15 protein-coding genes are annotated in these 24,908 nt (G+C 39.5%); 10 read left to right on the top strand and 5 right to left on the bottom strand.

Annotated features, from left to right (window positions below; translation table 11 throughout):
• Positions 1 to 37 precede the first annotated feature (37 nt).
• Positions 38 to 802 (top strand): IS5 family transposase, encoded by a 765-nt coding sequence (locus LC115_02845; GenBank protein MCZ2355620.1) that lies wholly within the window; start codon positions 38 to 40, stop codon positions 800 to 802.
• A 3-nt stretch (positions 803 to 805) separates the two neighbouring features.
• Here the strand turns inward: LC115_02845 and LC115_02840 are convergent, their stop codons facing one another.
• The 5 genes from LC115_02840 to LC115_02820 all read right to left on the bottom strand — a co-directional run bounded on the left by LC115_02840 (position 806) and on the right by LC115_02820 (position 14,555).
• The gene (locus LC115_02840) at positions 806 to 8,461 is read right to left on the bottom strand and encodes a PKD domain-containing protein (protein ID MCZ2355619.1); all 7,656 of its coding nucleotides are present in this window, start codon (positions 8,459 to 8,461) and stop codon (positions 806 to 808) included.
• Between the two features lie 44 nt (positions 8,462 to 8,505).
• Positions 8,506 to 10,077 carry a formylglycine-generating enzyme family protein gene (locus tag LC115_02835; protein ID MCZ2355618.1) on the bottom strand — a complete coding sequence of 524 codons (1,572 nt, stop codon included), beginning with the start codon at positions 10,075 to 10,077 and terminating at the stop codon, positions 8,506 to 8,508.
• A 236-nt stretch (positions 10,078 to 10,313) separates the two neighbouring features.
• On the bottom strand, positions 10,314 to 11,444 hold the full coding sequence (locus tag LC115_02830) for a DUF1573 domain-containing protein (GenBank protein ID MCZ2355617.1): 1,131 nt from the start codon (positions 11,442 to 11,444) through the stop codon (positions 10,314 to 10,316).
• Positions 11,445 to 11,525: 81 nt separating this feature from the next.
• Positions 11,526 to 12,284, bottom strand: a complete 759-nt coding sequence (locus LC115_02825) for a T9SS type A sorting domain-containing protein (GenBank protein MCZ2355616.1) — start codon at positions 12,282 to 12,284, stop codon at positions 11,526 to 11,528.
• A 102-nt stretch (positions 12,285 to 12,386) separates the two neighbouring features.
• A complete protein-coding gene (locus LC115_02820) occupies positions 12,387 to 14,555 on the bottom strand; it encodes a glutamine synthetase III (protein ID MCZ2355615.1) in 2,169 nt (722 codons plus the stop codon).
• A 311-nt stretch (positions 14,556 to 14,866) separates the two neighbouring features.
• Between LC115_02820 and pdhA the strand changes: the two genes are divergently transcribed.
• The 9 genes from pdhA to LC115_02775 all read left to right on the top strand — a co-directional run bounded on the left by pdhA (position 14,867) and on the right by LC115_02775 (position 24,740).
• Positions 14,867 to 15,880 (top strand): pyruvate dehydrogenase (acetyl-transferring) E1 component subunit alpha, encoded by a 1,014-nt coding sequence (gene pdhA, locus LC115_02815; GenBank protein ID MCZ2355614.1) that lies wholly within the window; start codon positions 14,867 to 14,869, stop codon positions 15,878 to 15,880.
• Between the two features lies 1 nt (position 15,881).
• Complete coding sequence (locus tag LC115_02810) at positions 15,882 to 16,580, top strand: SDR family oxidoreductase (protein ID MCZ2355613.1); 699 nt, start codon at positions 15,882 to 15,884, stop codon at positions 16,578 to 16,580.
• Between the two features lie 21 nt (positions 16,581 to 16,601).
• Entirely contained in the window at positions 16,602 to 18,599 is a 1,998-nt protein-coding gene (gene ligA / locus LC115_02805) for an NAD-dependent DNA ligase LigA (GenBank protein ID MCZ2355612.1), read from the top strand.
• A 120-nt stretch (positions 18,600 to 18,719) separates the two neighbouring features.
• On the top strand, positions 18,720 to 19,919 hold the full coding sequence (locus LC115_02800; protein MCZ2355611.1) for a DNA polymerase III subunit: 1,200 nt from the start codon (positions 18,720 to 18,722) through the stop codon (positions 19,917 to 19,919).
• 229 nt (positions 19,920 to 20,148) lie between these two features.
• Positions 20,149 to 20,703, top strand: a complete 555-nt coding sequence (locus LC115_02795) for a fasciclin domain-containing protein (protein MCZ2355610.1) — start codon at positions 20,149 to 20,151, stop codon at positions 20,701 to 20,703.
• Between the two features lie 222 nt (positions 20,704 to 20,925).
• Positions 20,926 to 21,384, top strand: coding sequence for a hypothetical protein (locus LC115_02790; protein MCZ2355609.1), 459 nt, complete (start codon positions 20,926 to 20,928; stop codon positions 21,382 to 21,384).
• A 49-nt stretch (positions 21,385 to 21,433) separates the two neighbouring features.
• Complete coding sequence (gene sucC, locus LC115_02785; GenBank protein MCZ2355608.1) at positions 21,434 to 22,630, top strand: ADP-forming succinate--CoA ligase subunit beta; 1,197 nt, start codon at positions 21,434 to 21,436, stop codon at positions 22,628 to 22,630.
• Positions 22,631 to 22,691: 61 nt separating this feature from the next.
• The gene (locus tag LC115_02780) at positions 22,692 to 23,744 is read left to right on the top strand and encodes a hypothetical protein (protein MCZ2355607.1); all 1,053 of its coding nucleotides are present in this window, start codon (positions 22,692 to 22,694) and stop codon (positions 23,742 to 23,744) included.
• Between the two features lie 450 nt (positions 23,745 to 24,194).
• Positions 24,195 to 24,740, top strand: coding sequence for a DUF2269 domain-containing protein (locus tag LC115_02775; protein ID MCZ2355606.1), 546 nt, complete (start codon positions 24,195 to 24,197; stop codon positions 24,738 to 24,740).
• Positions 24,741 to 24,908: the final 168 nt, after the last annotated feature.

The following is a 24,908-nucleotide window of genomic DNA, read 5'->3' as shown; positions in this document are numbered from 1 at the left end:
GTATATTGCTGATTATTAATCAGATAATTAAGCAAGTATGAAAGCCTACCCAACCAACCTAACTGATATTCAGTACGAAGCTATTGAAAAAATAGTAAATGATAACAGGAAAAGAAAGCATCCTTTAAGATGTATTGTAGACGCATTATTGTACATCACCAAAACTGGTGTTCAATGGAGATTGCTGCCTAAAGATTTCCCTAAGTGGCAACTCGTTTATTATTATTTCAGAAAATGGACAGCAGAAGGGCTTATTGAAGAAATACATGATTTTTTGCGTGATAAGTTAAGAAAGGAAAAAGGAAAACATGTTTCACCAAGTCTTGGATTAATTGATAGTCAAACTGTTAAAACTTGTTCTTTCTCGTTATCAAACGGTTATGACGGAAACAAGAAAATTAAAGGAAGAAAAAGACATATTATTACTGACACATTCGGATTTATTATAGCTATTGTGATTCATAACGCTGATATTCAGGACAGAGAAGGAGCTAAATATGTTCTTGAAGAATTAAGATATAAGTACCCTAGATTGACAAAAATATTGGCAGATCAAGGTTATACCGGTAACTTAGCTGAATGGATTTTAAAAAGTTTGAATTACACTTTGGAAATTGTAAAAAAAGTGGCAGGAATTAGTGGATTTAATGTCTTACCCAAGAGATGGATAGTTGAACGAACTTTTGGATGGCTTGGTTTTCAACGAAGATTGGTTAATGACTATGAATTCCACCCCGAATGCAGTACAAGCTTTGTGCACTTAGCTATGATTAGAATTATGCTTAACAGAATAAAAAAATAAATTTTAAACAACCTCTAAACTATATTGGAAATAGTAAGATGCTACCCAATAGGAGCCGCAGCAAGCACCATAGCCTCGCGTTGCTATCTGATAAAGGGGCGTTACTGCTCCTAAATCTACTTGCAACCACTGGCTTGTGTTGTGTAGAGTTGGTATCCAGCCGCCGGCAATAGAAAACTTACCGTTGCTTGCTGTGCCGGTAGAAGCTGTAAAATTAGCAACCGGTCTTGGATTAACTGTTGCAGTTTGGGTGAAAGTAGCCCCTGCTGTATGCCATACATAGGTATTTCCGCCTGAGGCTGTTAAATTTACAGAAGATGATGGACAAACAATTGTATCATTTCCGGCTACAATATTTATAGCTGGGTTTATCGTAATAAGTACTGAATCTGTTTTAGGTGGGCATAAGCCTCCGGGGTCAGAAACAGTCAGATAATAACGTGTTGTAACTGTGGGGGTAGCAATAGGTTGTGCAATTGCTGTGTTGTTTAGGGCAGTTGCAGGTGTCCATGAATACACTAAGCCGAAAACTGCCGGTGTTCCTATTGTTGTAGGTATGGTTCCACATAGTGTTACATCATTTCCGGCATCAGCTACAAAAGAGTTACTAAATACGGTTACGAAAATATCTGCCTTTTTCGTCATACAACCGTCAATAGGAGTAATACGAACGGTGTATAACGTAGATACTGTTGGTGATACGGTAATACTGGCAGTTGTTTGCCCGCCGGGCGACCATAGATAAGTAGCGACTCCGCCTCCAATTAAGGAAGCTGTTAGGGTTATATAAGTACCGGCACATAACGAGTCTTTACCGGCAGTAATATTAATAACTGCACGGTCATCTTGCATATCTTCCCCGTCGTGTGGCCCTCCCACAAAAATATTGTCTATTGGGCAGGGAGTATCCATTCTACCCATTGCTGCACCGTCATAAGGGCCGCCGGCCATCGTTAAAGGGGGTAAACAAACTGAAATACTTCTACCCATTGCTGCGCCGTCATAGGGGCCACCAATCATCGTTAGGGGGGGTAAGCAAATAGAGTTCATTCTACCCATTACGGCACCATCGTAGGGGCCGCCAGCCATATTCATGGGGGGTAAGCAATTTGAGGATTCTCTGCCTGCGTTTGTACCGTCATAAGGGCCACCATTAAAAATAGGTTCTAAACCTACTGTAAACGTATCCCTTACGGTTATAGAGCAATTTCCATTAGAGATTACTAATGTAACTATGTGTGTTCCAAGATTATTAAAGGTAAATTGAGGGTTACAACTGTCAGCAGTTTGGTTGTCAGATGTTGTCCATAAATAGGTTGTAGGAGGTGTAACGATGGTATTTCCAGCATTGCAGTGGAACTGTATCGGAACTCCACCCGTTACCGTTTGGCCGTTATTAGGTGCATCACGGGTAATGTACCCAGTAGGTTTAGGATACACAGTTACGTTAATGGTTACAGAATCCTTTAATCCATTGTTGTTATTGGTTGCAACTAATTTTACGGGATAAGTAACTACTACCAACGAAGTAGGATACTTATATTTAGGATGGATTTGGGTAGAAGTACCCACTCCGTCTCCAAAGTCCCATAAAAATGTCATATCCGGCCCTTGTGTCCCCATATTTTGGAAATACACTGAGTCATTAGAGCAAGATGATGTATAGCTAAAGTTTGCAACCGGTTGTTCTGGGTTTAGAGGAGTGCAATTTTGGTCTGGCGTAACGACAGTTGTTGTTGTTAGGCTAATAGTTCCAATTGCTGAAACGGGAGTAACTACCTGAACATAGTATTCTCCGGTTTCCATACAATTTAAGGTAAATTCGGTTAAAGCGTCATTATTGCAGGGCCCCGCAGTCATAGCTCCACAATCTCCATACATAACGCGATAGCGAATCTGGGGAGCTGCCGCTGTTGTATTTTCTGAAAGTTGAAACGTTAAATCTACTTTTTGGATAGTGTTTAATGTGATTTTAAACCAACTAGACTTGTATCCCGAAGGGCCAAACAAACAGCCCATATTTGAGCCATTTTCTCCAAATGCTTCTCCAATTGTGTGGCAATCAACGGTTAAGGTGGAGGAAGCTGATCCGGCACCATTTAGGCTTATATTCGCTGGGCGCGTACAAAAGTCTCCGGGCTCTTCATATAGCCAAACCCTGGGGACTACATCTTCGGTAGTGAACCAACATCCGGTAAGCATAATGTAATAACGACCTGATGTTACACAAGTTTGTGCCCAATTCATTCCATTACCTGAAAACTGTGTTAGAGTCTGCCGAGATAACCCTGTTGTAGTAGAATCCCCAGCATTAATCATTCGATATACCTGAACATTGCTGGTATCTGAATAACGCCCCGTTCCGATAACATCAAAATTAACTCGTAGTTTTCCGGTAGAATTTACATCTATGTAATACCACAGTGTTCTGATACCGCAAGTATTTTGGTCAGAAGCGGGAGATTTTGTAGCACAAGCAAATGTGGCAGTATCACCCAAGTAAGTTCCGTTACTCAATTGTGTGTATGTATAGGGTGGCTGTTTCTGGTTTAAGCCATTAATAGCATTTGACTGGGAATAAAAGTCATATACCACCGGTCTATGAATTAGCTGAACCCTTGGTATTACGGCTTGATTGGTGTAACTACAGCCTGTAAGCATAATATAGTAACGCCCGGGTGTGATACAAGACTCACCCCAACTCATTCCGCCTGAGCTTATACCATATAAATTTACGCCTTGTAAGCCGGTTGCTGTAGAGTCGTTATCTAATGGGTTAATATCTCTGTATAACTGAATATTATTATTATCAAAGAGACCGGTACCGCCGCCAACGATGTCATAATTAACACGAATGCGTCCAACTGTTGTAATATCAACACGATACCACAGCGTTCGAGTTCCGCAAGAATTTTGGTCAGATGGGTCTTTGGTAGCACACATAAAACTTGCTGTGTCTCCGCGATATATGCCATTTTGTAAATTAACATTTGTATAAGGCGGGTTGATTTGGTTTAGGCCATTAATACGATTCGCATGTGAATAGTGGTCGTATCGAACGCCAAAAGAGGGAATGCTGTCATATTGAACACTTACTTCTACTTGATTATTTAGTTCAAGAAAAATATTATGATCTACCAAGACATAATACCTCTGTGGCGTTCCGGAACAAGCATCTCTTGTAAAGCTTAGTTGCTGGTAATTATAGCAACAGCAATATCCGGCGCAATAGCCGCTATTTTCTACTAAGGACAATCCTTGCGCAATGGTTGAATCTACTTGGTTAGTAGCCACTACGGTTGACCAAGGGAGTGTTCCGTCCACATCACTGGCATAGATACTCCATGGATACTGGGCATTTTCAGTAGCGGTTTTGTTATAAACGCGCACCCGAATAGTTCCGGCACCATTTACGACAAAGGTGTACCATAAGTTTCTTCGGATTAATGGTCTGGTAGAGTCTTCTCCGGGTAATCGTTCGTAGATGGCATGATTAATCGGCATTGGATACGGAACAGACGACTGCCCAATAACAGGATAATCACCAATAGGGCAATTGTTTGTAGGGTCGGTTGGCCTTGCACCGGCTTTGCAGCTAAAGAAGTCATTACTGGGTGCGCGCCCTGAATGAATCGGATTTACATCTCCTACTTTTCCATAATATTGAACGTTATTACCGGGTACTGCTCCAAAGTCATACGCGGTTCGAGCGTGGTCAAAACGGCTTTCTTCAACTTTTTCTACTACAACAATAGGTTGTACCGAAGCCCCTACATGGCGGTTTTGGGCAAACAACACGAGCGTATAAGTTCCGGGCTGTAGCCGGCAAAACTCCATTTCTCCCGGCTCCCAACCACAATAACCATAACCATAGTCTGTTCGCTCTAAACAATTTTGGATTGGAGCAATATAGCTGGGATGGCTTGTGCTCATTTTAACAGAATCTGCTGCCCGAACATCTAAGGGATATAGCCTCTGGCGAAATGAGCTATCTACGTTATTTATTCGCACATAAGACTCTTGGCTCAGGGTAAAAACAAAGTAGGAAGTTCGGTTATAATCATGATTAGGTACTGCACACGCCTCTATATAAGGTTGCGGCAAATCTTTAGAACAATCATAACGGTCAAAGTCAAAAGTATAAGATACTTTGGTGAGGGGATAAGCTACGCCATCACAAGCAGCACACCATGTTAAAGGTGCGCCGCCATTAGCTACATAAGCTTTGCTGGGACGGTTATATTTAGGCGGTAATGGGTCCGGTACAACTGACAAGCTAACGTTTGTAGGCTGATTTATCATTGAAGCATCCCCATAAGTAACAATTGTGTATTTACCGGGAGGAAACTTATGACATTGAGCAGTAGATTGAAAAGAAAAACAATCCCAACTTACTGGTAAATAGCGGGGATCTGGGTCATTATCAGGGTCAAGCGGGTAGCCCGGCTCTGAGAAAAACGTCAAATTACTATATGAAGCAGGTGCATCAGTAGCCCATCCTTTAAAAATACGATGCACACCAGCCCCTCCGGAAATCGCTAAGTTAACAGGTTGGGTTAATTCAAACTGCCTGTATATCAATTTTGTATAGCTACTACAAGGTGTTTTTCCATCAATAATCCTTGAATTATCCATACAGCTAAAGGTATCTTGAATACCGGAGCCGCCACTATTCATATTCCCCATGTTATTAACGAAACCATTTACAGGGTCATAAAACTTCGTAGAGGGTAAACTCAATCTAAAAACCGGCTGGTCTTCCAATCCTTTGTCATAATCATCTCCAAACGATACAAGAGTGTATGTTCCGGGAGTTATACAATAAGTAATTGAGTATCCTGAATAACATCCCAATCCTAAATTATCTAATCCGGATATTTTATTTGGGTAAGTAAATTGAGTTGCTAATGTAGCTGCATTTCCTCCGTATAAACGGTAGTAGAAGCAGGTATTTAGGCCGGAAATGGTAAGCACACCGGAAGCTCCAACCTTAAATATTCTGTACATCGCACGATCATGGTTTACCCCGCAAATATCTCCGGCAGGAAGCACTGTTTTGTAGCAATCAAAGTGCATAGATGCAGAGGTAATATTGGTATTAAAAGGTAAATTAGTTCCTCCATTTACGTTGTTAAATCGTGATGCATTTGCTAAGTTAAACAAGTTATCTTTTGCATCAAACCGAATAGTAGGTTGGTCTGTTCTGCCCACATTCCAAATATTATCATCGGTAAATGAAACGAGCGTATAAATGCCGGGAGTTACGCATATTTCAATTGTGGGGCTATAATCGCACCAACCTCCTCCCCAGCAATATCCTGAAAAACAGCCTGATACGTCTGTAAGTCCAGTAATAGTTTTGGGGTAACTCGCTTCGGGAGTAAATAATCCCTGTGCGGATGCCAGTGCGCTGGCATCTCCAGAATAAACTTTATAGGTATTTCCGCAAGTTCCATAAACCATTAACAGGCCAGTACCGCCAACTTTAAATGTACGATAAATAGCTTTGCGATTCGTTCCGCCACAAACATCTCCGGCGGGTAATACTGTATTACGGCAGTCAAATTTATCTAACGTAGTTTGATAAGAAGTGCCACTTGTTAAAGCAACATGGCTGCCTCCGGAATAGTTAATCCGGTTTACTCTATTAACTGTGTATAGGTTGAATTGGGATTCGGTTTTGTCAAAACGCACCCAGGGCTGGTCGCCTGCTCCAACATCACTATTCGTTCCAAAAGTAACCAATGTATAATCTCCTGGTTCCACGCAAAGAGACATTGAAACACAAAAACAAGCAGTAACCGGAGTAAGGTTGGGAATAGTCTGGCCGGCATTAAAAGTTCCTGCGTTGATAGCTTCTGTACGAGCATTTCCACGATATAAGCGATAGCTAAAACGGCCACAGCTAACGCCACCAATAGTTAACGTTCCATAATCTGGATTTCCGTCTCCGTCACTATCTCCAATTTTGATAATTCTGTAAGTGGCCTTAGTAGAGCCGGTGCAGGGAGATCCGGGCAGAACTGTATTGGAACAGCCCATTGCATCGTAAGTAGAGGTATATTGAACTCCGTCTTGTAATGGTAAATGTAAACCTCCGCTTCGAACTATGGTATCACTGCGCGTTGAAGACTGCAGACCGTATTTATTTTCCTGTTGAACAGTAGTTACTCGGATTTGGACTGATAAACTCTGCGAAAGATGAGAATTATTACAATTTGGTAACACAGCACCACCGGACACACCGAGTACCTGCATACTATAAGTTCCAGGCGGCATACAGTTAATTGTGGTATTTGTGGTAAATGAAGTATAAAGCCCTGCATTACAGTTTGTGCCTACATTACCATTATAAATCCGCACATAATTTGCTATACAACCTCCGGAATTTACTGAAAAATAGATATTTACATATCCACTAACGGTAAAAGTAACCCAGTCATTCATATCGTAGGTATAGCCTCCTTGGGTGTAGTCTGTATTTATAGTTGTTCCACATGGGCGATACAGACTCATGCGGGCATTACAGCCCCAAGCATCACTAAGGGTTGTCCAAGTACCGCCGGGGGATCCGGGCAGCGCACCTAATTGATGTGCTATAGGTATTGCAGCCGGATTCGGAGCGCGAGTAATACCAGCTCCTACCTCCTGTAATCGAATGCCAGTTGATGCCTCTAAATCCTTATGATACAATAACTGAACTGAATAGGTGGTATTGGGTTGTAATACACAACGTAAATCTACGCTCGGGCTACCATTAGTAAGTACCACACAACTTTGAACTACCGGCAAGGTTGTCCAAGGGGTGGTTTCCGGCACACAGTTACCTTGATACAAAATAAATCCGACACTCCAGTTTGGGCCACCTGTGATGATATTCTGCTGCCGAATTTCAAATCGAACAAAATCAACATAGCTGTCTGTGGTAAAAGTATGCCAAGAAGATTGGGTATAATTAGCACCTAAAGCCGGACAGTTTTCCGAAGTTGCCTCAATGGTTAAACACCCGACATCATAATCTAACCAACCCGTATTACCACTAAGCGTTCCAATACTATGTGGTGCAGTATGGCGGTCATAGGTGTTTAATACCGCGGGGTATGAGGTTGTGATTTCTATAAAAATAGGATAATTTGTATTGATATTATCTTTTGAACTAACTTGTACATAATATGTTCCGGGTTCAAGACAAGGGTTAAAACTGCTGCCAAATTTATTGAGTGGTGTTAATTTTGCCGGTGGAATATCCCCCAAAGCAGGCATACAAGCGGCTGCATAAAATACGGTAAATCCTGCATCTGCCTGCGGAATATTGTTAGCTGGCTGTTTTAACTCAATACGTACTCCTCGGTGGGTGGGTAGCACAAACTTATACCATACTGACTTTTTATCAGTACCGGCACTCACCTGAATAGAATGAAAAGGCTCCCCAAATTGAATGGTAGCACCGGTAAGGTCAGATTGTGAACTTGCGTACACTCCTATACCAAAGTTACCTGCTCCTAAGGATACAGTAGTGGCATTATTGCAGTTATCGTTAGCTGGCTGGGCAAAAGTTTTGGCGCAAATTGCCAAGATACTTCCAAGTAAAAATAACCGATAACGCAAATTAGGGGAGTTTCCACTACGGAAAACTAATTTTTTAAATTGCTGTATCATACGATCAACAATTAAAGGTTAATAAATTAAGTAAAAGCTATGGTTTAGCGGCAGCCGCGTCCTCCAACAGCGTTATTTCGGTTGTAAGTTTCATTGTATCCCCAATAAACCCCATATCTATCAGCTACACGGCAGTAGTCTTGGCTATTTGCCCAATGGCCGCCACGCCAGCCATTAGCACGCGGGAGTGTATTAGCCGGTGCCGGCCAATCTGTAACGTCAAAAAGCCCACCTACGGTGATATTTCCGTCTCCCCATGTTCCAATGTAGGGAGAAGCCGCCCCACAACCGGTTGTGGGATTATAGGTAGTTACAATAGTTTCAGCAACATTGCCGCTCATTTCCATTACACCATAGTAAGTAGCCCCGGTTTGTTCACGGGTAAGAGTAGTATCTCGTGCAAAAATACCACAGCCTATTGGTCCATAAGCATTATTCGTTTGGCCACTACCGGTTACATCTCCGCCGCTTAAGATTGCCTGCGAATTACAATAGCAGTAAATATCAATACCGGCGCAGCAAGGAGCAGTACCGGCATTGGCATGCAAATTGGCATTTACGTCCAGAACCGTCTCTGTTCCGTTCTCTGTTCCGCTGATTCGGAGAGCTTCTACAAAAGTATTGCTTCCCCAAGCATATCCGTTAGGGGCTATAAGGCCGGATCCTCGGCAAATTTTCTCATACTCAACATCCGTCATTGGGCGTAAGGCTGCCCAATCTAAATAAGTAAGGATGTCATTATAGTTAATGTAGTTACAGGCTCTGTCTATTTTATCGGTTACATATTCGCCTCCGGCAACATACAGAGAATGACGATAGTTTCCATTTTGAGTAGGATAACGTTGAGATGCAGCAACAACGGTAATAGTATTTAAAAAATCGGTATATTGTCCTTGTGAAATTTCATATTTCATTACATAAAATTTATCATACCCTTTTGGGAAGTTTGGCATAATATTTCGGTTTGCGCCGCAAATTGGATCATATACTGCTAAGGTACAAGATTCACAAGTAACATTTACGGGGGTAGGATCCCCCGAAGCTATTTGATACTTATAGTTTTCGGTACCATTGCTTCCGAGTAAATAGGAAGCCTGCGGTATCATCACCATTTCGATTCCAATAACCCGAATATCATATTCATTACTGGGGTCGTTTGATAAATTGGTACCGGCTCCGGATGACGCACCGGTTACCCGAAAAGTACAGGCTTGGTTTACAATATGTCCAGTACCGTAATTAGCTCTTCGGATTAAGGCACCGGTATTATGGCCGCTGCCGCCTCCAAGTCTATTTGTAGTGGTAATATTTTCGGCAAATGCTACGTTAGGCCCTAAGGTATGATCTCCCATTGTTGTAGATAATAAAGCATGTTCCCAAGCCCCTGTTGAGCCGCATAAACGATATTTAATAAACACCCAAACGGCATCATAGTTAGTGGGAATGCCTTGCACCCGCCAGCTATTTTGCCAAGAGAGAACAAAAGAAACATCATTTCTATTGCCGGTAGCAGAACGAGTAACACTCGTAACTGTTACTGCATTTCCAAAGGTATTGTAAAAATTACAACACAATGCCAAAAATAGCAAAACTCTAATAGTAAAAAAACGTTCCATGGCTATTTAATTATAAAATGTTAAAGTGTAAAATTATCTGCAAATATAAAAAAATACCGATACAAAAAGCAAGCAAAATTCACAATTAATAAAAAAGACACCTAAATGACATAAAAAAGTAGGTTAAATTTATTTTGCTTAAATTCAATCAAAAATAGAATATTATTTTATTAAAAAAAATACTCTTTTAGCGAAAAGCTAAAAGAGTATTCATATTTCTCCTTAGAAAGGGTTGTTTATTTAGGTGAATTTGGGGGTTGTGGCGTTGCAGGTTGGTTTTGAGGTACTGGTTCAACTTCTGCTTGGATTGTCAATACTTGGCTGCTACGTTCTGGAGAATTGGAGATAACAGTAACGGTTTTACTTTCTTTGCCATTTTTTCCTGCGGAATTATAAGTTACTTTGATAGAACTAACTTCGCCTGGTTTTAGCTTCATTTTTTCGGGTTGGCCGGCTGTGCAACCGCAACTTGCCTTAGTCTTACGTATAACTAACTCTTTTTTGCCGGTATTCTTGAATTCAAATTTAGTTTCTACAACTTCGCCGGCTTTTATTTTGCCAAAATCATGATTGATCGTTGTAAATTCTATCTTAGGGCCGCTAAGGGAGTCTTCTTTGGTAAAATTTTCTTCAACAGTAGAGCTTACATAAATTGTTTTATCTGCATCTGTAGAGTCATCGGTAGTCATTTTGGTTTGTTCATGCAAAAAACCATAATCATTGACTACAGCCGCATTATACTTAACCGTTATTTTAACGCTGTCTTTGGGTTGTAATACTTTATTGGTAGGTTCAAAGGTGATGTGAGGAGGAGCAGTAATGGATTTAATAGCTACTGGTTTTGTCCAATCATTATAGACAATAAAGGTGCTGGTATTGGTTTGATTGTTTTTGATGTTTCCGAATGCAACATGGTTGGTAGAGAAGCGTAGGTTTCCGACTTTGGTGGGATACCAATCTGCCGGGCCTTTAACACGAGGAACTACTTCTCCTTTGATGGTAAGCACTTTAATATCTTCTACAGAAGATGTATCCACTTTTGCTTTAACAGTTATGGATTTTGTGAATGGGCCTGGGCGATTCATTGGGTTGTATTCTGCGATAATAGAACCTCGTTTACCGGGAGCAACAGGTTCTTTGTCCCACTTAGGAGTTGTGCAGCCACAAGAAGCCTTAACGTCAGTTAGAGTAATTGGTAGATTTCCGGTATTCGTGAACGAAAATTCATGCTTAGCAGGTCCGCCTTCTTCTTTTATTTGCCCAAAATCATAGGCTTCGATGTCAAATTTAATCGCACCTTTTTGTTGGGCAAAAGCAGATACGGCAGTAATAACAAATGCCGTTAGTAACAAATACAGTTTTTTCATAATGTTTCTTTAAGAATATTGAAAGATTTTAATATTTGGCTTTTGAATACAAAATTTATGCCAGCTACAAAGCATAAGTCATTAATATTTGAACTTAATACTTTTCATAGCCTCCCCTTGTTGTATTTGGGCAACATAGACTCCCGCTGAAAGTCCATCTAAATTGATAATCAAGTGATTAGATAAATCATTTGCTGGAATTACTAACTGGCGAATGCTTCTGCCATATACATCAGTAATTTTGACAGTTAAGGGTAAATTCTCTGTGGTTTTTGAAACTTTTAGATGTAAATCTGTGGCTGATACATAGCAAGATACATTCCCAAAAGCATTTTCTAAGCGGTTGGTCGTTTGCTGAACCGTAACTTTATAGCCAATAGACTGCGGTACTGCAATTTGCCCCAAACCTTGTATATTAACGGTTAGCGTTGCATCTATCATTACTGAATCCGTTGGGTTTGTAGGAACGGTAGGCGTTCCATATAGCCGGATGCAGCCAAATGGACCAACATTAGGGTAGCTTGGATCTGGTACCCAATTGCCTCCGCTGGCATCCATATCATAGTTCAATCCAGTAGGAATATTGGAGATATTATCTAGCACAACTTCATCAATAGATGCAGGTCCCATAAAAGTATTAACACTTGGTGCTGCAACAAAATGAATGACGGTATCTACATATTGATTAAGTTCTAATATTAACTCAGGATAAGGGACAGCACACATTCCTACATTAGGATCCGGTGTGCAGGCATTTGGGTCTGGTGTGCAATATTGCTGGGCTTTTACACTAACTGAAAAAAGCAAAATAAACAGTAGAGAGATCGAATAGTTACGCATATCTTTATTTTTCGCAAATATACCAGCTATTTTATTCCTACCAAACAGACTAACGATAAAACGTACAATATCGAAGTTATTCTGCTAAAAAGATACGTTTAGTTATCTTAAAAATAATAATTCTCTGTATTTCGGTAGTGGCCACAAATTATCAGGAATCATAAATTCGAGTTTATCACAATGATAGCGAATTTCATCAAGTAGCGGTAATACTTGATTACAGTAAATAACGGACTTCGTTTCTAAGACTTCTTCTTTGTTTGCAACTTTTCGGATTTCTATCATTTTCTTGACCGTTCTGGTGATTGCACTGACGTGCTCTGCAACCTTTTTTATGGTAACGATTTGTGCATCTAAAAGATCTTCATCTATATTAATTTCTCGTAATCCCTTTAGGTTTGTAATTAGCTCATTTTGATAAGTAATTGCTGTTGGAACGATTTGGTTAATGGCTATTTCTCCTAAAATTCGGGCTTCTATCTGAATTTTTTTTGTATAGGTTTCTAACTTAATTTCCCATCTGGCATGAAGTTCTCGTTCTGTTAGAATATTTTTTCTCTCAAATAGACTTATCGTTTGGGGAGATATATATGCTTTTAGAGCTTCCGGCGCGTTGGGAATATTTGACAGCCCCCTTTTCTGTGCTTCATTTTTCCATTCTTCGCTGTATCCATTTCCTTCAAAACGGATAGATTTGCTTTCCTGAACATACTGTACCAAGGTGTCTATTATTGCGGTCTCTTTAGTTTTTCCGCTTTCAATTTGATTTTGAACGGTTTCTTTAAATGCTTGGAGTTGGTCAGCTACGATTGTGTTTAGGATAATCATTGCTGGGGCGCAGTTTGCAGAAGAACCTACCGCCCGAAGTTCAAATTTATTACCGGTAAAGGCAAAGGGAGACGTTCTATTCCGGTCAGTATTATCTTTCAGCAGTTCAGGAATACGTGGAACGCCGAGTTTTATAGTTGATTTTGAGGCAATTAAAGTATCATGTGAGCGTTTTTCAAATTCATCTAAAATTTGGGTAAGCTGGCTTCCGATAAAAGCGGATATTATTGCCGGAGGTGCTTCATTTGCTCCTAAGCGGTGGTCATTACTGGCTGAAGCTATCCCTGCACGCATTAAATCTGCATGTGTATGAAGTGCTTTTAATGTACAAATAAAAAATGTTAAAAACTGTAAATTATCTTTGGCTGTTTTTCCGGGTGTAAGTAAGTTTTTGCCGGTGTTGGTTATCAATGACCAGTTGTTATGCTTTCCGGATCCATTTACGCCGGAAAAAGGTTTTTCGTGTAGCAAAACAGCAAAGTTGTGTTTTTGCGCAATCCGCTGCATCACGTCCATTAGCAGTAAGTTGTGGTCATTGGCAATATTTAGTTCTTCAAAGATGGGGGCGCATTCAAACTGGCCGGGAGCTACTTCGTTGTGCCGTGTTTTTAATGGAATGCCCAATTGGTGGCATTTAACTTCTAACTCCATCATAAAGTTAAGCACTCTTTCGGAGATTACGCCGAAATAGTGGTCTTCCAATTGCTGGCCTCTGGGGGGTTTGGCCCCAAATAATGTTCTACCGGTATGAATTAAATCCGGCCGAGCATTATATAGGTTTATATCTACCAAAAAATATTCTTGTTCAGCCCCCAAACTAACTCCTACTCGGGTAACGTTTTTATCAAAAAGTTGGCAAATATCTGTTGCCGCTTTATCTATCAGGGCAATAGTTTTGAGCAAAGGGGTTTTAAAGTCGAGTGCTTCTCCGGTGTGTGAGATAAAAATGGTTGGAATACAGAGGGTTGTGCCGATGATAAAAGCCGGTGAGCTGGGGTCCCAAGCGGTATAGCCGCGTGCTTCAAAGGTATTGCGAATTCCGCCAGAAGGAAATGATGAGGCATCCGGTTCCTGCTGCGCTAATTCGCTTCCAGAAAATGACTCAATGACATAAGTATTCTGAATCGTAAAAAAGGCATCGTGTTTTTCGGCAGTTAATCCGGTAAGTGGCTGAAACCAATGTGTATAATGCGTAGCTCCCTTAGAAAGTGCCCACTGTTTCATCGCCGAAGCAATTTCCTCCGCCACCTGAAAGCTGATAGTAGCATTGCTATCCAAATTTTGAAGTAAAGAAATAACTTCCGGAGAAACATAATTCCGCATCGTTTCTACCGAAAAAACAAGCTCCCCAAAATATTCCCCAATTCGTTTTTGAGGCATTAAGAAACGGCCTGTTACAGTTTTGTTCAAATTTTCTAACGCTAAAAAACGTAAATTTGTCATATAATATTATTTTGTAAAACTAAAGAATTTTGTCTTTCAAATTGTTTTTCGGCAGCAAATATCATAATTTTTAATGTAAGAACATAAAATAAATATTTAAAATAACATAAAATAAATATTTAAGGTAAAAAAATCATATATTAAGTTAATTTCTGTTTTTTTATGGGAATTCATAATTTTGTCTTTTTGTGTTTATTTGATATTAAAGTATTAAACTTAGATAGGGATTCAAGAATAAAAATGTTTTCTGTTTTTGAATTATGTTTGATAGAATGTTTACTTTTGCTTTGTAAACAAAAGTTCAAGAAGATATGGCGAAGACCCAAACTGTAAAATCCAATAAGTATTCCACAGAGCAAGTTCTTTGGTGGTATGAGCAGATGCTTTTGATGCGGAAGTTTGAAGAGAAGGCCGGTCAGTTGTATGGAATGCAAAAAATCAAAGGTTTTTGTCATTTATACATTGGTCAAGAGGCTGTTGCCGCTGGAATAGAGAGCGCTATTACACCGGAAGACTATGTCATTACAGCCTATAGAGAGCACGGAAATGCCTTAGTAAGAGGCGTTTCTGCAAATGCAGCAATGGCAGAACTCTTTGGTAAAGCTACCGGATGCTCCAAAGGAAAAGGAGGTTCAATGCACATGTTTTCCAAAGAACATAACTTTTTAGGAGGGCACGGTATCGTTGGCGGGCAGATTCCACTGGGAGCCGGCGTAGCTTTTGCCATAAAATACCGCAAAGAAAAAAAAGTATGTATCACCATGTTTGGAGACGGCGCACTAAGACAAGGTGCTCTACATGAGGCTTTTAATATGGCTAGCACATGGAAACTACCGGTTGTGTTTATCGTCGAAAACAACTTCTATGCGATGGGAACATCGGTAGAAAGAACATCTAATGTTACAGAGTTAAGCCAGATTGGAGCAGCATACAATATGCCTTCTTGGCAAGTAGATGGAATGAATGTAATGTCTGTTCATGAGGAAGTTAGCAAAGCTGTTCAGCACGCTAAGGCCGGAAATGGTCCCGTATTTTTAGAAATCCGTACCTATCGGTACAAAGGCCATTCAATGTCTGACCCGGCTAAATATCGTACCAAAGAAGAGTTAGAAAAATATAAAGACCTTGACCCTGTAGCCCATATAAAAAATTATATTGTTGAAAACAAAATTGCTTCTGACCCAGAAATCAACCTTATTGAAGAGCGCATAAAACTTACTGTACAAGAATCCGTAACCTTTGCCGAAAATTCTCCTTTTCCAGAGCCGGAAGAGCTTTACACCGATGTTTATGTTCAGGCGGACTATCCTTTTTTGATGGATTAACGTGCCTACCGCCGTAATAACCGGGGCAGGTTCCGGAATCGGCTTGGAAACTATAACTGCATTTTTAAACACCGAAAGTAATACCGAAGTCATTGCAATAGTTCATTCGGAAGCAGATATAGTTAAGCTAAACCAGAAATTTGCCCAAAATTCCCAATTACAGGTTTTATGCTGGGATATTGTTTCGGGAGATTCTTCCATAATAAAGCAAATTATCGGCTCAAAAACAGTTGATATTCTGATAAATAACGCCGGATTTTTGGTAAATAAACCATTTACAGAACTTAGTTATGCAGATTTTTTGCAAGCATGGGAAGTCAATTGTTGGGGTTCAGCCCGGGTTATTCAGTTGTTATTACCCAATTTATTGCAAGCCTCTCATCCACACATAATTATGATTGGAAGTATGGGCGGAATTTCGGGAAGTGTTAAATTTTCCGGATTAACTGCCTATTCAAGTGCAAAAGGCGCATTAACCATTTTAACGGAATCTCTGCATTATGAATATTTACAAACGAACCTTACCTTCAACTGTTTATGCTTTGGTGCAGTTCAAACTAAAATGCTCACCAAGGCTTTTTCAGATTATCAAGCACCGCTAAGAGATTCAGAAGCAGGGCTTTTTGTGGCAAACTTTGCCCAAACCGGATACCGCTATTTTCGCGGAAAAATAATTCCGGTTTCTACAACCACTCCCTAAATTTTATCTATCTATAAAAAAATGACACCGGAAAAAGCCAAAGAAACAATGCAGCAACTGGCTATCGAAATTGAAAAACACAATTATCTATACTACACCTTAGCCAAGCCGATTATTTCCGACCAGACTTTCGATGCTTTGTTACGCCAATTACAAGCATTGGAGCGTCAATACCCAAACTTTGCAGATATAAATTCTCCTACCCAACGAGTGGGGGGCACTATCACCCGAAAATTTGAAACCTTTACACATATCCGCCCAATGCTGAGTTTGCCCAACACTTATACCCGTGAAGAACTGCTTAACTTTACCCAAAAAGCTGCCCAAGAAACCAATACTTACTTTATTATTCAACATAAGTTTGACGGAGTAGCACTCAGCCTACATTACCAAAAAGGGATTTTAACTGCTGCCGTAACTCGCGGAGACGGCCAAACCGGAGACCTCATTACGGCAAATGCCAGAACAATCCGAAACATACCACTATCTTTACAAGGAGAAAATTATCCCGAAAACGTAGAAGTTCGTGGAGAAGTTTTTATGCAAAAAAAAGATTTTCAGACACTTAATGAAGAACGAAAAGAAGCCGGAGAAACCTTGCTGATGAACCCACGTAACACCACCGCCGGAACCCTAAAACTACAAGATTCAGCTCAAGTAGCTAAGCGAAAACTCTCATTTGTAGCTTATTATGCAGAATCAAGCAGCTCACTCCCCCGATCTGACTATGAACGTATGCAACTCCTTGCCCAATGGGGATTTTCTATTGATAAAAACACCCTAAAAACAAAATCCATCACAGAAGTAGAAAATTACTTAAACTACTGGAAATCAAATATAGATTCGCTCCCTTACGAAATTGACGGAATCGTAATCAAAGTTGATGATCACAACACCCGTTCAGAATTAGGTTTTACAGCCAAAATCCCCCGTTGGGCAATTGCTTACAAATATGCTGCAGAACAAGCTGTAACATCGTTATTGTCAGTTAGTTTTCAGGTAGGCAGAACCGGTATTATTACACCTATTGCCAATTTAGAACCGGTTTTGCTGGGTGGAACAATCGTCAAACGGGCATCCCTTTATAATGCTGATGAACTCGAACGCTTGCAACTCAGTGCAGGAGACCAAGTTATGGTTGAAAAAGGCGGGGAAATAATCCCCAAAGTAGTGGGAATCGCTGTGAAAAACACCTCCGAAAAACTTATTGAATTTATAAAAAACTGCCCTGCCTGCGGCAGCATTTTGTCTAACAATGCCGAAGAAGTTGGAGTTTATTGCACTAATTATCAACGTTGTAAACCCCAAATAGCCGGCAAAATAGAACACTTTGCTGCACGTAAAGCAATGGCTATTGACGGGCTTGGAACTGAAATTATAGAACAACTTGTTCAAAAAGAATTAATTACAACTATTGCTGATTTATATGACATTACCTTTGAACAATTAGTACAATTGGATCGTTTGGGAAAAAAATCAGCCCAAAATTTAATCCAAGCTATTGAGGCAAGCAAGAGTATTCCTTTTCATCGGGTTTTATTTGCCTTAGGAATTCGCCATGTGGGAGGAACGATTGCCGAAAAATTAGCACAGCATTTTCATTCTTTGCAATCATTGAGTACAGCAACTCAGCAAGAGTTACTAAGCGTTCCGGAAATTGGCCCTACGATTGCCCAATCCATAGTAGATTATTTTGACAATACCGATAACCAACTTACCATAAAGAGATTAGAGAAAAATGGACTACAATTGGCCTATACTGGCAAACCAGAAGTCCAACAGGGTTCTCAAAAGCTATCCGGCATTTCTATTTTGATTTCAGGAACTTTTGAGAACATATCCCGTGATGAATTAAAGTTAATCATTACCCAAAATGGCGGCATCAATGCGTCCGGTGTTTCTAAAAAATTAAATTACTTACTTGCTGGAAATGAAGCCGGTAGCAGTAAGATTTCTAAAGCTGAAGAGTTAAATATTCCGATAATTTCATTGGTTGAATTTCAAAAATTATTAGCCTAAAAATATCTATTCTTTTTTCTTTTTCTCGGATTAAAAGATATTCATAACCCAAAACTGGTGTGGATAAGGATTTTTTAGCCGATAAATAGTTCGTTGTAATTTTACGGATTCGGAGGGCGTATGCAATTTAAAGATATAATTGGGCAAGAAAAAGCGAAACAGTTTTTTATTCAAGCTGTTAAACAGAACCGTATCAGTCATGCGTTGTTATTATCGGGGCCAAATGGTGTGGGAAAGTTACCTTTTGCCCTTGCGATAGCTCAGTATCTCAATTGTGATTCCCCTACCGAAGATGATAGCTGCGGTATCTGCCCGTCCTGCCAGAAATCTGCAAAACTTATTCACCCGGATTTACGCTTCGTAGTACCGGCTTTGCCCGCACGTTCAGATGCCAAAGGAAGTTATGAAGACTACTTAGAATTATTTAGAACTGCCTTTAAAGCAAATAGTTACGTTAATCCATTAGATTGGCCTTTGGGCTTAAATAAATCTGATTCCGAAAAGACAGAATCCCGCCAAACCTCAATCTACATTGAAATTATTCGAGAACTCAAACGAAAATTGGTTTTAACTTCTTTTGAATCTACCCACAAAGTAGTGATTGTTTGGCAATCTGAAAAAATAAACATCGAAGCAAGCAACGCATTCCTGAAATTATTAGAAGAGCCTCCGGAAAATACCATTATCATTCTGACTACAGCTAACGAAATTAGTTTACTACCCACAATTCGTTCCCGCTGTCAGAGAATCTCATTAAAACGCTTGGATGACAATCAGATAGCTAAAATCCTCCAAACTTATTACAACCCAGACGAATCGGAAAATCACCTTGATGAGGTTCATTTGCAAGAAATCGCTAAATTAGCTGATGGAAACGTGCATAGAGCCCGTGAATTATTATCAGAAATTGGAGAACAACAACTGCAAAAACCTTATACACAATGGATTACAGCCTGCTATCAAGGTAATTTAATTGATATTCGGGCTTGGGTAGATGAAATGGCTAAGAAAAACAAAAATTACCAACGTAATTTTCTGGCTTTCGCACTCAATAAACTTCGGGATTCTTTATTATATGAGTTTGATAGTGATTCACTAACCGCAAATACGCCTGATGAAATAATTTCCTTACGGAAATTTGGCCGCTTTTTAAGCCTTAATGGCGTGGAAGCTCTATCTGAAAAATACAATCAAGCAGACTTTTACCTTTCACGAAATGCCAATTCACAAATCGTATGGTATGCTTTATCGCTGCAAATTCATGCAATTTTAAAACATCGAGCCGAAAAAGTGAACGTAAAAATCGAAACTCCCTCCTAAGCATTAAAAAGCCAGATTTAAAGATATAAGCCTCTCAAAATTAGATCAATTTACAGGTTATCAACTAAATACAACTTAATCATAAGGATTGTTTACTATATTTTTAGCTTTTTAAATATTACTTATGTTACTCTTTTTAATGATAAACTTCATAAGTTTTTGTGATAAAAGTCATATTAAGTATTTCGGTGCTACATTAATTTTGTCATGTTTTATTAGTTAATATTTTATGAAACAAATTATTTTAATGTTGGTGGCCGCTTTTGTATTTGCCTCCTGCAATTCTGGTCAAGAAGAAAGCGCATCTACGCAAACAACTTCTACTGAAAGTACTCCGGGCGTTGGTCAATCCGGCGTGAAAGATGATGTATCTAAGCCTAATATTGTTCAAACTGCCGTAGGCAGCAAAGATCACACAACCTTAGTTACTGCGGTAAAAGCTGCCGATTTAGTGGATGCATTGAGTAATGCCGGCCCTTTCACTGTTTTTGCGCCAACAAATGCCGCTTTTGAGAAACTTCCTAAAGGCACTGTTGAAGGATTACTAAAGCCGGAGAAGAAAAATGACTTAGTTAACCTCTTAGGCTATCACACTTATGTAGGCGTTATTGACGGAATACTACTTCAAGATGGCTCCGAATACGACATGGTTTTTGGCGGAAAAGTTAAAATCACCAAAAAAGATGGAAAAACCTTTGTCAATGATTCCGAAATCTTAGCAACCATCAAGACTTCTAATGGAGTTATTCACGTAATTGGTGATGTGTTAATGCCCAAAAAGTAACCCTTAAATTCGTTTAAAATCGGTCGTGCTTTGAGCTAAAATATTTCAAAGTATGACCGATTTTTATGTGATAAGGGTTCGTTTATCGAACAACTTTAAGTTCTAACCTTTGATTGTTCTTATGTCAACCGAAATATCAAAAAAATATAAAGACTACGTGCCCGAAATTGTAATTAAGAAAATTAAGATTTGTATTTTTGCCCAAGAAATCAGTAGTAATAAATGGTTAGCAGCATTAAGACAGAAACCGAACGAGCAATACGAGACCTGCACGCCCGTGAATTACTACGTTTAGGCTGGTATCGCCAGTGGAGTAACAGCCCGGGAATAAGAACTTTGCGCCAAAGAAAAGCACAACATCAAGCATTTTTGTTAGAATTATTACGAAAAAGAGAGCTAAACCCAGCTTGGTATGCTACCTTATTTTACTATTCTGGGCATATTTTTGGACTTTGTACCGCAATTTTACCTCTTTCCTTAGCTAAACGAATCGAAAAGACCTTAGAATTTTGGATTTTACTGAGATACGAATACTACCTACAACAAGTAATTCTAAACGCCGACATTCGCTCTATGATAGAAGCAATACAACTGCGTAAGCTAAACCACAATGAACCTAACAAAGATGTAATCAATTTGTTAGAAAAGCTTGTAGAAAATCAACAGCAGGCATTAGGATAATAACAAAAGAATCAAAAAAAAGAATTAAACTTGTACCAATTTTTAACGCATGAAATTACACGAATATCAAGCAAAAGACATCCTGAAGTCTTACGGAGTGCCTATACAGGAAGGACTTGTTGCAGGGACAGTAGAAGAGGCTGTAGCAGCAGCAAAAGGGCTATACCCGAACCCTACCGGTAAAGAATTTTACGTAGTAAAAGCTCAGATTCACGCCGGCGGACGTGGCAAAGGGGGCGGCGTTAAAGTAGCTAAATCCTTAGAAGATGTCCGCGAAAAAGCATCCCAAATATTAGGAATGCAACTGATTACGCACCAAACCGGCCCAGAAGGCAAAAAAGTAAATAAGATATTAATCGCCCAAGACGTATTCTATCCCGGCTCCACCGAACCCAAAGAATATTATCTGGGAATAACCCTTGACCGCACAGTTGGCAGAACTGTTATTATGGCTTCTGCCGAAGGCGGTGTAGAAATCGAAAAAGTAGCTGCAGAAACACCTGAAAAAATCATCAAAGAATGGATAAATCCAACTATTGGTCTTCAGCCTTTTCAAACCAGAAAAATAGCTTTTGCACTCGGCTTTGAAGGCGAAGCCTTTAAACAATGTACCAAATTCATTGAAGCTCTGCACCGCGCTTACCAGGAAACAGATGCCTCTTTGTTTGAAATTAATCCGATGCTAAAAACCAGCGATAACAAAATTATCGCCGTAGATGCCAAAATAGATATTGATGAAAATGCCCTATTCCGGCACAAAAGCTACGAAGCTCTTCGCGATTTAAGCGAAGAAGAACCCTTAGAAACAGAAGCCCGTGAAAATAACCTGAACTATATTAAACTTGACGGAAACGTTGGCTGTATGGTAAACGGTGCCGGCCTCGCAATGGCAACAATGGACATCATCAAACTTTCCGGCGGAGAGCCGGCTAACTTCTTGGATGTTGGCGGCGGAGCAAATCCCAAAACCGTAGAAGCCGCTTTCAGAATAATTTTAAAAGACCCACACGTAAAAGCTATTCTAATCAATATCTTCGGGGGTATTGTTCAATGCGACCGCGTAGCAAACGGTGTAGTAGAAGCCTACCGCAACATCGGAAATATTTCCATCCCAATTATTGTGCGATTACAAGGCACTAACGCCGAAATAGCCGCCAAAATCATCAATGAATCCGGCTTAAAAGTAGCTTCCGCCATCTTACTTAGCGAAGCTGCCCAAAAAGTTCGCGAAGCACTTACAGTATAGTTAGAAACCAACCCAAAAAAATAATGGCCAAAAGTAGTCTGAAAATATACTACTTTTGGCCATGCGTTTATTAACAGCTATTTTATTCCTAATTGCTTTAAAATCATACACACAAAATCAAGAACCACATCTTAGAAATATAAAGCAACTTACCTTTGGGGGAGATAATGCAGAGGCTTATTTCTCCTTTGACGGAAAAAAACTGGTATTTCAAAGCAATAATCCCGCATGGGGGCTACATTGCGACCAAATTTACAGTATGGTAATCAACCAAGCTATAAAAAAAGGCAAAGGTTATCTGCCCCCAAAAATCAGCACCGGAAAAGGAAAGACTACTTGTTCTTATTTTCTCAAAGATAATCAACATATTTTGTATGCTTCTACTCATTTACAGCATGAAAATTGCCCTCCTCCCCCACCACCTCGCCCAGATAGGAAATATCTATGGGCTTTAAATCCTGAGTTTGACATTTTTATAGCTGATAATTCCGGAAAAATAACCAAACAGCTAACCGACGTTCCCGGATATGATGCAGAAGCGACAGTTTCCCCCAAGGGAGATAAAATCGTGTTTACTTCGGTTCGTAACGGCGATTTAGACCTCTATGTTATGGATATAGATGGTTCTAATGTAAAACAAATCACCCATGAATTGGGTTATGACGGCGGAGCATTTTTTTCCCCTGATGGTAAGCAGCTGATATTCAGAGCTTCCAGACCTAAAACAGAAGTGGAAATTGATGAATACAAACAGCTATTGGCACAGAACTTGGTTGCGCCCACCAATATGGAAATCTTTGTTTGCGACATTGACGGCCAAAATATGCGGCAAATAACACACTTGGGAAAAGCAAATTGGGCACCCTTCTTCCACCCGTCCGGCAAAAAGGTGCTTTTTTCCTCTAACCACCATTCAGAAAAAGGATATGACTTTCAGTTGTATATGATTGATATTGACGGGAAAAATTTACACCGGATTACTGAAAAAAGCCTTTTTAACGCCTTTCCGATGTTTTCACCGGATGGTAAAAAACTGGTATTTTCCTCTAACCGTGATAACGGCGGAACACATGATACCAACGTTTTTATTGCAGATTGGGTAGAAAATCCCTAAAACCATACTAATTTTACTTTCATTAAATAGACAATTTTTTTAGTTGTGGCTCAGAAAGCTATGATTTCGTTGGTGAATCATGATTGCAACCATGGCATCATGGTTTTCTGTTTTCTATAAAAAGCAAGTAGTCCCCCCTGACAAATCTTCTGCTTCTGGCTCGTAATGAGTTATTTACACCTTCTGTCTTCTTCGTTAAATGCTTACCAACGCAGCGCTTGACAAAATTAGGTCAAGCACTGCGTTGTGGCGGAAGCCCGAAGGGATTTCGCCACAACGCATTCATTTGTGAAATCGTCGAAATTATATTACTTTTAACTCCGGATAAATGTTGTGTTATGTATGATATATTCACACATAAATATACTAAATATCAGCATTTTGTTCAATTTTGTATCAGTTAATTTATTGACAATCAATTGTTTACATTAAAATTTACCAAAGTATTATATGAGAAATATCACAAAAATATCAATTCTAAACGGACTAATTCTACTATGCTTGACACTATCAGAATTTTTGGGTCTAATTAAATTTGATTTATTACTTCCCTATCATTGGCATAAAATACTACATATAATTGGAGTAGTGTTATTTATGGGAAATATGATTGTTGGACCAATTTGGTTTATGTATGCGTATTTTTCGAAAGACAAAACACTTCTGGAATTTGCTGGAAGATTATTAGAACTGACAGACATTTACCTTACTATTCCGGGTATAGCACTAACTGTTTTAAATGGATTGTATCTTGCCTCTGTTTATGGTGGGAGCAAAAATCAACCTTGGCTTTTCTATTCAATGATTTTACTGTTTGTAATGTGGGGTTTATCAATTCCATTGATCTACCTTCAGGAGAAGATGTATCAATCTTTAGATAAGGAATTTGACATTAAAATAATTAACACCTTAATAATTCGTTGGGGCATTTTGGGGACTTTTGTGATGATACCACCTTCTATAGTATTTTATTTAATGATAGTTAAGACGATTTGATTAAAAGTGTAAAAATGAACAACGACCCGCTAACACAGGGTTTGTGTCAGGCAGGGTAACGTGCAAATTTGGAGCTTTGTGCTTCTATTTAAGTTTAGTGCTGGTTGACAATTTTGGAGCCTGTTGCACGACAAAAAGAATAAAAATATTTAACTATTTGATTTTGAA

The organism is Bacteroidia bacterium, assembly GCA_026932145.1.
Lineage (GTDB): Bacteria > Bacteroidota > Bacteroidia > J057 > JAIXKT01 > JAIXKT01.
Note: the sequence above shows the minus strand (reverse complement) of the source record. Positions and strands in the feature narration are given on the sequence as shown.